The organism is Stenotrophomonas sp. PS02289 (assembly GCF_029960115.1).
Lineage (GTDB): Bacteria > Pseudomonadota > Gammaproteobacteria > Xanthomonadales > Xanthomonadaceae > Stenotrophomonas.
This window is the reverse complement of record NZ_JASCOZ010000141.1, coordinates 1-11,615: the sequence shown is the minus strand read 5'-3', so window position 1 is coordinate 11,615 and position 11,615 is coordinate 1. Positions and strand designations below refer to the sequence as shown.

Here is an 11,615-nt window from a genome sequence, read left to right as displayed (position 1 = left end):
GCCCATGCATAACCGAGGGCCGGCCAACGGCCGGCGCTACCGAAGAAAAAAAAGGCCCGCAGTGCGGGCCTTTTTTCTTATTCCGATTCCCACCACATCAGGAAGCTGTGCCACAGGCGCTTGAAGAAGCCGGCCTCTTCCACGGCGGCCACGGCGACCAGCGGGGCCTGCGCCACCACCTTGCCGTCCAAGGTGACCTTCAACGTGCCGATCGGCTGACCCGCGGTGAACGGGGCTTCCAGGGTCTTGGGCACGTCGATGCTCGGCTTGAGGTCGTTGTAGCGACCACGCGGGACGCTCACCAGCAGCGGCTGGGCCACGCCCAGCTGCACGGTGTCGGCCTGACCTTTCCACACCTTGTGGTCGGCCACAGCCTTGCCCGGCTCATACATGCGATGCGTTTCGAAGAAGCGGAAGCCCCAGTTGAGCAGCGCCAGGCTGTCGTCGGCGCGCTGCTTCTCCGAGGCACCGCCGAGCACGACGGCGATCAGGCGCTGGTCACCGCGCTGCGCCGAGCTCATCAGGCAGTAGCCGGCTTCGGAGGTGTGGCCGGTCTTGATGCCGTCGACGCTGGCGTCGCGCCACAGCAGCAGGTTGCGGTTGGGCTGGGTGATGCTGCCCACGGTGAATTCCTTCACCTTGTTGTAGGCGTAGGTTTCCGGGTAATCGCGCACCATCGCCCGGCCCAGCAGTGCCAGATCGTAGGCGGTGGTCTGATGTCCCGGCGCGCTCAGGCCGTGCGCGTTGACGAAGTGGGAGTTCTTCATGCCGATCTTGGCGGCATAGCTGTTCATCAGCGAGGCGAAGGCTTCTTCGCTGCCGGCGACATGCTCCGCCAGCGCAATGGCCGCGTCGTTGCCCGACTGGATCGCCATGCCCTTTTCCATGTCTTCCAGACGTGCGGTCTGGTTGACCGGGAAGCCGCTGTAGCTGCCATCGGTGCCGGCGCCACCTTCGCGCCAGGCGCGCTCGCTCATCATCACCTGATCGTCCGGACGCACCTTGCCGTTCTTGACTTCGGCGGCGATCACGTACGAGGTCATCACCTTGGTGATGCTGGCCGGAGCCAGCTGCGCGTGAACGTTCTCACCTGCCAGCACCTGGCCGGTGGCGTAGTCCATCAGGATCCAGGCCTTGGAGACGCTGGGTACCGGTGCCGGCGGCGTGGCCACGGTGGCCGGAGCGGCAACGGCGGGCGCAGGTGCCGGGATGGGCTGCGGGGTCTGGGCGGAAACCATGCCCACGAACAGCGTCGTGGCCATCGCGGCAGCGGCAAAGCGGAATTTCATCGGACAACAAGCTCCAGGGGCGCCAAGGGGGATGACAAAGGGGTGACACGGGGTGGGCCATTGTAGGCCCATGCTGTCACGGCACGCGCTCAGGCGCGCCGTGGCCGGCCATTCATTCTTTTACGATCTGCGGCGAGCCAAAGCCCAGACCCACGATGCGCCCGGCAAGTTCCGCCGCGCTGGCATGATCGGCTGCGGGAACCCGCAACCGCCACAGGGTGCGGCCACCGCTGACGATGTCGCTGATGCTGGCCCCGACGATACCGGCCGTGGAGAGCTGGCCCAGCGCGCGGGTGGCATTGTCACGGCTGGCGAAGCTGGCGACCTGCAGCAGCACCGTTCCGACCTGCTGTGACAGGGTCGGGCTGGCGGCAGGCGCAGGGGCGGCGGCGGCCACCGGAGCCGGACGTGCCGGCGCGGCCGGCGGCAGTTCGCTGACGCTGACCTGGGCGTTGTCCAGGTTGGCCGCCTGGGTAGCGGCCGCCGGCGAGGCCGCCGGCAGCGCCCCCACCAGCCGGTCCATGTCACTGGGGCGGGCGGGAGTGGGAGCAGGCGTCTGTGCTGCAGCGGCGGCGGCCTGCGCCGCGCGCTGCTCACGCCGGGACGGCTTGGCCGCCAGCAGGTTGTCGTCGCCCGGCTGCAGCGCGCGCACTTCCACGTTGCCGGTGCCGCGCTGGGTAATGCCCAGTCGCACCGCAGCGGCGTAGCTGAGGTCGATCACCCGGCCGTCGTGGAACGGGCCGCGGTCGTTCACCCGCACCACCACCGACTCGCCGTTGTCGAGGTTGGTCACCCGGGCAAAGCTCGGCAGCGGCAGGGTCTTGTGGGCGGCGGTGAAGGCGTACATGTCGTACACCTCACGGTTGGAGGTCAACCGGCCATGGAACTTGGACCCGTAGTACGAGGCCGTGCCCTTCTCGGCATAGCCCTGGGTCTTGTCCATCACCTGGTACTGCTTGCCGAGCACCACGTAGGGCGACTTGTTGCCCACCGGCGAGCGCGGCAGCTCGACCACGTCCGGCTCGGGGATGCAGGCCACGTCCGGCACGTAGGTCGGCGTGCTGTCGTTGACGCCGGGCTTGTACAGACCGCCGGCGCGATAGTTGCCGCGCGTGCTGGGGTCTTCGGTGGCGGCCTGGTAGGGCGAGCCTTCCGGGCAGTGGCCAGGACGGGTGCTTTTGCCCTTGCCCTGCACCAGCGTCCCGGTGCTTTTGCCGGAACCGCCGGCACTGGCCGGTTTCTTCGGTGCGCTGCTGCAGGCGGCCAGCGCCAGCACCAGTAAACCGAGCATCAGTGCCCTGCACTGCGCGAAGGTGTTCATGCCGGCGGCAACTCCTGTCCGGCGATGGCCTGGGACAGCTGGTACACGGCCATCGCGTACATCTTGGAAAGGTTGTAGCGGGTGATCGCGTAGTAATTCTGGAAGCCCAGCCAGTACTGCTTGCCGGTGCTGGCTTCGAGCGTGACCGGGGTGGCGGTCAGACCGGCCGGCACGCTGCCGGTCGGCTGGTAGCCACGCTGGGCCAGATCGGACAGCGTCCAGCTCGGGGTCCAGTCGGTCGGATCGAACGATTCGCGCCCCTCCGCCAGTGTGGCCTGCACCGCCACCGGACCGCCGCGCACCCAGCCGCCCTTCTTGACGAAGTAGTTGGCGATGGAAGAGAACACGTCGTCGTAGCTGTTGAACAGGTCGCGACGACCGTCGCCATTGCCGTCCACCGCGAAGTCCAGATAGCTGGACGGCATGAACTGGCCCATGCCCATCGCGCCGGCGTAGCTGCCCTTGATCGCGGTGATGTCGAGGCGTTCGTCGCGGGTCAGCGCGAACAGGCGCGCCAGTTCGTCGCGGAAGTAGAGTTCGCGGCGCACTTCGCGCTCCAGCTTGGCCGGGTCGCCGCTGCGCGGGTAGTTGAAGGCCAAGGTGTACAGCGCATCGAGCACGCGATAGCTGCCGGTGTTGGCACCGTAGCTGGTTTCCACGCCGATGATGGCCACGATCACTTCGGCCGGCACGCCGGTACGTTCCTGCACGCGCATCAGCTCATCGCGGTGCTGGGCGAGGAACTTTTTGCCGCCGTCGATGCGTGCCTGGCTGATGAACATCGGCCGGTATTCGTTCCACGGCTTGACCCGTTCGGCCGGCCGCGACATGGCATTGATGATGGGCTGACGCACCTGCGCCTGGGCCAGGGTGGCGTCGATCTGCGCCGCAGGAATGTTGTAGCGGGCGGCGGTATCGCGCACGAAGTTGGCGCGGGCCACTTCGAACGGAACAGGGGTCAGATCCACCGGCGGCGCGGTGGCTGCGGCAGCCTCCGGCGCGGCCTCGGCCGGCCCTTTATGCACGGCCCCCGGTTTGTTGGGAGCACCCGACGCCTGCGGCGGCGGTGGCGGAGAAGACGGCTGGGTCGCACAGGCAACCAAACCGAGCGTAAGCATGCAGGCCAAAGTGCGTCGAATCATCGCCGCAGGTTAGCAGGTCAAAGATGAAATAAAACCCCTAACACCATGAATCCCAACGAATTGCGTAGACAACAGCCAATTCATGAACCCAGCGTGTAGAGAAGCATCCGATCAACCCGCATCCGTCGGGTGGAGAGCCCCCCTTTGTTAAGGGGGGCGCGGCAACGCCGCGGGGGATAGGAAGAATGCGCGGACGTAGTCCGGCTCACCTTACCGGCCTACGGCCGATAAGGTGCGCCGGCTACGTCCCCATCCCCAACGGACGTAACCGGCGTACCGACCCGGTTGATACTGGCGCGACGTGCAACTCCCCAGCGCACGTCTCGCCCCCTGTATCGGTTGGGTCAACTGCTACCCGTCCAGCTCCCCTTCGCGCTTCGCTTGGCTCGATGCGCGGCTGCTGAACGGGCCGCCATTGTGCGTGCCATTTGCGACATGTCCATTGATCCGAATCAAGCGAATTCATTTTTGTGCACTGCATCGCACTTTTTTGCCACTTTGTTGACGCGTCATGCACCAAAAACGCCGGTTTCGAGGCGTCCAAACGGGTCCGAATGTTAATTTTGCGCAAATCACACTAAATCACACGCCCCCACAGGCGGTGATTTGACGCAAGGATGTGTAACTGTCGGAAAGCCGCCAGCGCCCGGGCGCTGGGCACTTTTCAGCTGTAGCCGCCGTGGACCGGCTGGTGTGCACGGGCTGCCATCACCAGGCCGAAGCCGGCCAGCAGCGAGACCGCCGAGGTGCCACCGTAGCTGATCAGCGGCATGGGCACGCCCACCACCGGCAGCAGGCCGGAGATCATGCCGCCGTTGACCAGCACATAGACGAAGAAAGCCAGCCCGGTGGCACCGGCCAGCAGGCGTGAGTAGGAGTCGCGCGATTGCGAGGCGATCCACAGGCAGCGCCCGATCACCACCAGGTACAGGGTCAGCACCACGGCCACGCCGATCCAGCCGAACTCCTCGCTGAGCACGGAGAACGCAAAGTCGGTGGTCTGCTCTGGAATGAAGTTCAGGTGCGACTGCGAGCCCTGCCCCCAGCCTTTGCCATCGAGGCCGCCGGAACCGATCGCGATCTTGCTCTGGATGATGTTCCAGCCCGCCCCCAGCGCGTCGCTTTCGGGGTCCAGGAACATCATGATGCGGTCCTTCTGATAGGGCCGCAGCAGCCAGATCCAGGCTACCGGCGCGGCTGCCGCCACACCGCCCACGGCCACACCCACCCACCACCAGGGCAGGCCGGCCAGCAGCAGCACGAAGGCACCGCTGGCGGCGATCAGCACGCCGGTGCCGAAGTCCGGCTGCAGCATCACCAATCCGGTGGGCACCCCGATGATCACCGCGCTGACCAGCACCGTGTTGAAGCGCGGCGGCAGCGGCATGCGGTGCAGGTACCAGGCCACCATCATCGGCAGGCTGACTTTCAGCAGCTCGGCCGGTTGCAGGTAGAACAGTTTCAGGTCCAGCCACTGCCGACCGTACTTGCCGGTGCCGAGCACGAACACCGCCAGCAGCGGGATCATGGACACGGCATAGATCAGCGGCGTGGCCGAGCGGATACGCAGGATCGACACCCGCGAGATCGCCCACATCGCGCCCAGCCCGACCGCGAAGCGCGCGCCCTGGGCGAACACCAGGCCATCACCACCGGCGCTTTTGAGTACGGCCAGGCCGATCACCATCAGACTGCCGAGCGCCAGGCACAGCACCCAGTCCAGGGTGCTGACGAAGCGCACGACCATGTCGGTCGCCCAGCGCAGAAACTCTTTCATCGGCTGCGCTCCGGTGGGGTTGCGGAGGGTATCGGGGCCACGGTGGCCGGCGACGGCGCACTGGGTTCTGGCGTGGGCGGTACGACCGGCATCTGCGTGCCGACCATCACCGGCAGGAGCTCCAGCGCCAGCGCGGCGACATCGCCGGCCTCGCGCGCGGCGCTGTCGCCGCCATCAAAGGCAGTCAGGCCGATCGCCGTGGTGCCGCGCTCGCTGTCCAGCGGCTCCATGCCTTCAGGCATCTTGCCCAGCAACCAGGCATCGAACAGCTTGCGCGCGATCGGCGCAGCAGCCGAGCCACCATAGCCTCCACCTTCCACGGCGATGGCCACGGCAATCACCGGGTTCTCGGCCGGCGCGAAACCGACGAACAGCGAACGGTGGCGCAGATGCATGGGCAGGCTCTTGGGATTCACCGCCGCCGTGCCACGGCGGCTGATCACCTGCGCGGTGCCGGTCTTGCCGGCAATGGTGTACGGCGCGCCGGCAGCCGCGCGCGCGCCACTGCCGCCCGGGCGCATGGTGCCCATCATGCCTTCGCGCACCGCCAGCAGATTGCCTTCGCTGGGGCTGATCGGCTTGCTCTTGCCCACCGCGACAGGAGCCCAGTCGGCATCAAAGCCTTCGCGCGTCTGCATGACCAGGTGCGGCGTGCGCAGCTGACCGTCGGCAATGCCGCCGACGCCGTGCACCAGCTGCAGCGGGGTCACTTTCCAGTCGCCCTGGCCGATGCTGGCATTGACGGTGTCGCCGGGGTACCAGCGCTCCTTGCGGGCCTTGGCCTTGTTCTGCGGCGACGGCAGGATGCCGCCGATCTCGCCGGTGAGGTCGATACCGGTGGGCGCGCCGAAACCGTAGTAGCCCATGTAGTGGTCGAAGCGCTCGATGCCCATGTCCAGGGCAAGCCGGTAGTAGTAGGTGTTGACCGACTGGGTGATCGACTTGCGCAGGTCGGTCCAGCCGTGGCCGCCCCGGTTGGCATCACCCCAGCCACGGGAGGTCCCGGGCAGGTAGAACATGCCGGTGGAGAGAATCTTGTCCTCCGGCTTGCGCACCCCGCTGTCCAGCCCGGCCAGGCCGATCAGCGGCTTGATCGTGGAGCCCGGGGCCACGCCACCCAGGACCAAGCGGTTGAACTGCGGCCGCGAGGGGTTCTCGTTGAGCGCCTTGAAGTCGGCGTGGGAAATGCCGTTGACGAACAGATTCGGGTCGTACGACGGCAGGCTGACCATGGCCAGGATCTCGCCGGTGCGCGGATCCATCGCCACGGCCGAGCCCTCGAAGTCGCCGAAGGCGGCGACCATGGCGCGCTGCAGGTCGGCATCGATGGACAGGCGCAGGTCGCTGCCCGACTGCGCCGCCACCCGCCCGATGGTGCGGATGGCGCGGCCCTGCACGTTGGTTTCTACCTGCTCGTAGCCGACCTGGCCGCGCAGTTGCTGCTCGTAATAGCGCTCCAGCCCGGACTTGCCGATATGGGTCAGCGCGGCATTGCCCTCGCCCAGCATCTCCAGGTCTTTGTCGTCGACGCGGCCGACGTAGCCGATGATGTGGGTGAACAGATCGCCGTACGGGTAGCGACGGGTCAGGTAAGGCTCCAGCTCCACCCCGGGGTAGCGCCAGCGGTCGACCGCGAAGCGCGCCATTTCCTCGTCGCTGACGCGCAGTTTCAGGGTCACCGGCAGGAAGCTGCGGCGCGCCTTGCGCGACTTGTTGAAGGTTTCGATCTCTTCGGGACTGATGTCCAGAATCTTTGCCAGCCCAGCCAGGGTGGCGTCCATGTCCTTGACCTTGTCCGGGGTGATGTCGAGCCGGAACGCGGGGACGTTTTCCGCCAGCAGTCGTCCGTTGCGGTCATAGATCATGCCGCGCCCGGGCACCACCGGACGCGGCTTGATGCGGTTGGCTTCCGAGCGCGTGGCGTAGACGTCGTGGTCGAGCACCTGCAGCTTGAAGTACCAGCCGCCCAGGCCAAGCAGGCAGACCAGCACGCCGAGAAAGCCCAGCGCGGCGCGGCGCCGGAACTGCTCAGCTTCGGCGTGCGGGTTCTTGGCCGGACGGCGCATGTACATGTCAGCGCCCGCGACGCCCGAAGCGCACTGCATCGAGCAGCACGAACACCAGCGGCCACAGCGCCATGCCCAGCAGCGGGGCCCACCAGTACGACCACGGCAGGGTCGGCTCGCCCACCGCGATGTGCACCACGGCGCTGACAATGCGGTCGTTGAACAGCAGGCCGCCGATCGCCAGCACCTGCTGCGACATCGGGAAGAAGCGGATGCGCGCGCGGAAGCGCTGCAGGATGAAGGTCAGCATGACCAGCCGCAGCGCCTGCTCGCCCAGCACCCCGCCGTACAGCAGGTCGGCGATGACGCCACAGCTGAACGCCACGCCCAGGCCGACCCGCTCAGGGGCCTCGATCACCCAGTAGGCCAGCACCAGCGCCAGCCAGTACGGGCGCAGCGGCTGCAGCAGCTCGGGCAGCGGTAGCAGACCGAGCAGCAGCGCCACGATGATGCTGACCGGCAGGACCCAGCCTTTGTCGCGCAGGCGGCTCATCGTTGGGGTTCCTGCGGTTGCCGGCCAACAGCCGGCGTTACCGGCGGGGTTTCCGGAGGCGGTGGGGTTTGCGGTTGCGGCGCGGGTTCCGTGGGCCGGCCAACGTTATGCCCGCCGTCCTGGCGGGCACCCTGCGGGCCGTCGCTGCGCGACGTTGGGAACGGCTGTCCTGCCGTTCCCTGCGGCGCTACCGGTGATGTCATCGAATCTTCGGCGGGACCGCCTGGTGCTTCCGTGGGTAGGCGCAGGTTCGGGGGGATTCGGATCGCCGCGCCCGGGCGCAGCAGCAGCACGTCGCGGCCGCGGTCGAGCTTTGCGGCGGGTTCGAGCGAGCCGACCAGAAAGGCGTGGGTGTCGTCGGGACGCAGGGCGGTGATCTTTCCAACCGGGAAGCCGGCCGGGAAGCGGCCACCCAGGCCGGAGGTGACGATCTCGTCGCCGACTTCGACCCCGGCACTGAGCGGAATGTCGCGCAGCTCCAGGCTGTCGCCCCGCCCGTACACGATCAGGCGCACGCCATTGCGGGCCACGGTGACCGGCACGGCGTGGTCAGGGTCGGTCAGCAGCAATACGGTGGCGGAGCTGCCGGTGGTGGCGATCACCTGCCCCATCAGCCCACCGGCGTCGATCACCGCCTGGCCCATGTGCACGCCGTCGCGGCTGCCGGCGGCCAGCACCAGGCGCTGCTTCACCGGGTCCAGGTCGATGTCCAGGATCGGGGCCAGCTGCACATCCAGGCCGCTCCGTTCCGCCACGTTGAGCAGCTCGCGCAGCTGGGCGTTGTCCAGTGCGGCGGTCTGCAGGCGGGTCAGGCGGGCATTGGCGATCAGCAGCTGGTTGCGCAGCTCGCGGTTTTCGGCGACCAGCTGGCCGTGGCTGGCGGCGTTGTCCTTGACCTGGGTGCCCAGGCGGCCGGGCAGACCGGCCAGCGCCCACACCGGCTGCACCAGCACGTTGGCCTGGGCACGCGCACGCGCCAGCCAGCCGGCCTGGTCGTCGAGGACGATCAGAATGACAGCCAAGGCCAGGTAGGCCAGCAACCGCAACGGGCTGCTGGCATCCCCCTGGCGGGAGGTTACGGGAGGTCCGGCATAAGGCGGCACAGTAGGGACCGCTTATTCCGGCGCAAAGAACTCGTTGCCGTGCATGTCCACCAGCTCCAGCGCGCGGCCACCGCCACGTGCCACGCAGGTGAGCGGGTCGTCGGCCACCTGCACGTGCAGGCCGGTTTCCTCGGAGATCAGACGGTCCAGGTCGCGCAGCAGCGCGCCACCACCGGTGAGCACGATGCCGCGCTCGGCGACGTCGGCGCACAGTTCCGGCGGGGTCTGTTCCAGCGCCAGCTTGACCGCGCTGACGATGCCCGACAGCGGCTCGTGCAGGGCTTCCAGCACCTCGTTGGAGTTGATCTTGATCATCTTCGGCACGCCCTCGGCGAGGTTGCGGCCGGAGATTTCCATCTCGATGACCTCGGCCTGCGGGTAGGCGCAGCCCAGTTCGACCTTGATGCGCTCCGCGGTGGCTTCACCGATCAGCATGCCGTGGTTGCGGCGCACGTAGTTGGTGATGGACTCGTCGAAGCGGTCGCCGCCGATGCGGACCGAGGCCGAATAGACGATGCCGTTCAGCGAGATCACCGCGACCTCGGTGGTGCCACCGCCGATGTCGATGACCATCGAACCACGCGCTTCGGTCACCGGCATGCCGGCACCGATGGCGGCGGCCATGGGTTCTTCGATCAGGAACACGTCGCGGGCACCGGCTTCCTCAGCCGATTCCTTGATGGCGCGGCGCTCGACCTGGGTCGAGCCGGCCGGCACGCAGACCAGCACGCGCGGGCTCGGGCGCAGCACGCGCGACTTGTGCACCTTCTTGATGAAGTGCTTGAGCATGGCCTCGGTGTAGGTGAAATCGGCGATGACGCCGTCCTTCATCGGGCGGATGGTGGTGATGTGGCCCGGGGTACGGCCGAGCATCTGCTTGGCCTCGGCACCGACCGCGGCGACCGAACGGGTACCGCCGATGGCGCGGTCCTGGCGCACGGCCACGACCGACGGCTCGTTCAGCACGATCCCCTGCCCGCGCACGTAGATGAGAGTGTTGGCCGTGCCCAGGTCGATGGACAGGTCGTTGGAGAACATGCCACGCAGTTTCTTGAACATCTGAGGAAGGGGTCCTGAGGGGTGTCGTGCCCGCCGCGGGATGGCGAAAAAATGGGCAGAAATCGAGGTCGACAAGCCTAGCAATCCGCCTGTTCGCGAGCAAGGACAAATCTGGCGGAAAGCTTGCCTTCACGGCCATTCAGGCCAACGTGATCACCTCGGGTTCTGGCCCTCAGGCCATTCACCCGTTAACCTTTGCGCCATTGGGTGCCGGACGGCGCCGTTTTGATGCCCGGCCGCCGGGCCCCCAGACCCCTTTCGCATAGGCTTATTCGATGTCCGCTTTGATCTGTGGTTCTCTTGCCTTCGACACCATCATGGTGTTCCCGGACCAGTTCAAGAATCACATCCTGCCGGACAAGGTGCACATCCTGAATGTGTCGTTCCTGGTGCCGCGCATGCGCCGCGAGTTCGGCGGCTGCGCCGGCAACATCGCCTACAACCTGCACCTGCTGGGCGGTTCGCCGATCCCGATGGGTACGGTGGGCTCGGACTTCGGCCCCTACCGCGAGTATTTCCAGGGCCTGGGCATCGACCTCAGCCGGGTCAAGGTGATCGACGAGCTGTTCACCCCGCAGGCGTTCATCACCACCGACCACGACAACAACCAGATCACCGCCTTCCACCCGGGCGCGATGATGCGTTCGTACGAGAACCACGTGAAGGACGTGCCGGGCGTGACCTTGGGCCTGGTCGGCCCGGACGGCCGCGAAGGCATGATCCAGAACGCCGAGGAGTTCTCCGCCGGCGGCGTGCCGTTCATCTTCGACCCGGGCCAGGCGATGCCGCTGTTCAACGGTCCGGAGCTGCGCACCTTCATCGAGCAGGCCGACTACGTGGTGGTCAACGACTACGAGTCCAACCTGCTGCAGGAACGCACCGGTTGGGACGAAAAAGAGATCGTGAGCCGGGTCAAGGCCTACATCACCACCCGCGGCCCGAAGGGCGCGGTGATCCACACCCCGGAAAAGACCTACGACATCCCGCCGGCGCACGAGCGCCGCGTGGTCGACCCGACCGGCTGTGGCGACGCGTTCCGCGCCGGCCTGATCTACGGCATCGAGAAGGGTTATGACTGGCTGACCATCGGCCGCATGGGCAACCTGATGGGCGCGCTGAAGGTGGAGCACCCGGGTACGCAGAACCAGCGCTTCACGTTCGAAGAGTTCAACGAGCAATTCAAGCAGCAGTTCGGTTACGCCCTTACGGCGTAACCGAAGCTGCTGCTTTAATTGCTCGCCCACGATTCGCGACGCGAATCGTGGGCCCCGAAGCATTCCACCTATCCCCGCGCCTGTCGGCGCGCCCCCGTAACAAAAGGGGGGTGTTGGTCCAGATGGATTTCCGGGGCGCGTGGGCACACAT

At 67.0% G+C, this 11,615-nt stretch carries 9 protein-coding genes; 1 reads left to right on the top strand and 8 read right to left on the bottom strand.

Annotated features, from left to right (window positions below; all coding sequences use genetic code 11):
- Positions 1-77: 77 nt before the first annotated feature.
- The 8 genes from QMX83_RS16540 to QMX83_RS16505 form a co-directional block, all read right to left on the bottom strand.
- Entirely contained in the window at positions 78-1,289 is a 1,212-nt protein-coding gene (locus tag QMX83_RS16540) for a D-alanyl-D-alanine carboxypeptidase family protein (RefSeq protein ID WP_282297732.1), read from the bottom strand.
- 112 nt (positions 1,290-1,401) lie between these two features.
- A complete protein-coding gene (locus QMX83_RS16535) occupies positions 1,402-2,610 on the bottom strand; it encodes a septal ring lytic transglycosylase RlpA family protein (protein ID WP_282297731.1) in 1,209 nt (402 codons plus the stop codon).
- A complete protein-coding gene (mltB, locus tag QMX83_RS16530; protein WP_282297730.1) occupies positions 2,607-3,752 on the bottom strand; it encodes a lytic murein transglycosylase B in 1,146 nt (381 codons plus the stop codon). The genes QMX83_RS16535 and mltB overlap by 4 nt, the downstream gene beginning before the upstream one ends.
- 664 nt (positions 3,753-4,416) lie before the next feature.
- A complete protein-coding gene (rodA, locus tag QMX83_RS16525; RefSeq protein ID WP_282297729.1) occupies positions 4,417-5,529 on the bottom strand; it encodes a rod shape-determining protein RodA in 1,113 nt (370 codons plus the stop codon).
- On the bottom strand, positions 5,526-7,601 hold the full coding sequence (mrdA, locus tag QMX83_RS16520) for a penicillin-binding protein 2 (protein ID WP_282297728.1): 2,076 nt from the start codon (positions 7,599-7,601) through the stop codon (positions 5,526-5,528). Before mrdA ends, rodA begins: the two co-directional genes overlap by 4 nt.
- 1 nt (position 7,602) lies before the next feature.
- Positions 7,603-8,088 (bottom strand): rod shape-determining protein MreD, encoded by a 486-nt coding sequence (gene mreD / locus QMX83_RS16515; RefSeq protein WP_125359904.1) that lies wholly within the window; start codon positions 8,086-8,088, stop codon positions 7,603-7,605.
- Positions 8,085-9,191 (bottom strand): rod shape-determining protein MreC, encoded by a 1,107-nt coding sequence (gene mreC, locus QMX83_RS16510; RefSeq protein ID WP_282297727.1) that lies wholly within the window; start codon positions 9,189-9,191, stop codon positions 8,085-8,087. The genes mreD and mreC overlap by 4 nt, the downstream gene beginning before the upstream one ends.
- A gap of 12 nt (positions 9,192-9,203) precedes the next feature.
- Entirely contained in the window at positions 9,204-10,250 is a 1,047-nt protein-coding gene (locus QMX83_RS16505; RefSeq protein WP_102947251.1) for a rod shape-determining protein, read from the bottom strand.
- Positions 10,251-10,525: 275 nt separating this feature from the next.
- Between QMX83_RS16505 and QMX83_RS16500 the strand changes: the two genes are divergently transcribed.
- The gene (locus QMX83_RS16500; RefSeq protein ID WP_282297726.1) at positions 10,526-11,464 is read left to right on the top strand and encodes a carbohydrate kinase family protein; all 939 of its coding nucleotides are present in this window, start codon (positions 10,526-10,528) and stop codon (positions 11,462-11,464) included.
- Positions 11,465-11,615: the final 151 nt, after the last annotated feature.